Origin of the sequence: Paraburkholderia sp. BCC1885 (assembly GCF_900996235.1) — a bacterium.
Taxonomy (GTDB): domain Bacteria; phylum Pseudomonadota; class Gammaproteobacteria; order Burkholderiales; family Burkholderiaceae; genus Paraburkholderia.
Map to the genome: position 1 here is coordinate 1 of NZ_CAAJGM010000192.1, position 419 is coordinate 419.

A 419-nucleotide genomic window follows, 5' to 3' on the forward strand; every position below is an offset into this window, starting at 1 on the left:
CCAGGCGGCGAACTGGTTGCGCATCGGCAGTTCGCTGGTGCCGTTGATCGAGACGTAGCCGTCCTCGACCGCGCGATCGGTGCCCGCATAACGATGCATGCTGACCCATTCGCCGCCGCGCGTGTTGTTGCCCTGCTGGCAGCGCGCATAGACCTCCACGTCGTCGGGCATCACGTTCGACGAGGGCGAGTTGATCACGTTGGCATAGCTGAGCGCGCGGTCGAACACGGCATCGGGCGCGCCCTTGAGCCGGAACAGCTGGATCTCGACCAGGGTCTGGTCCACCGCGATCGGGCGGATCACGCGGAACTGCTGGAATACCGTGTGCGGCGAGCCGCTGCCGTAGATCACCGTGTTGTGCCGGTTCATGCCGAGGATCTGCCTGGCGCGCGCCTCGCCATGCACCTCGGCCAGGGTCC

1 pseudogene is annotated in these 419 nt (G+C 66.6%); it reads right to left on the minus strand.

Annotated elements, in window-relative coordinates:
- A pseudogene (locus FQ755_RS17195) lies at window positions 1-419 on the minus strand (ribosomal subunit interface protein); the annotation flags it as partial.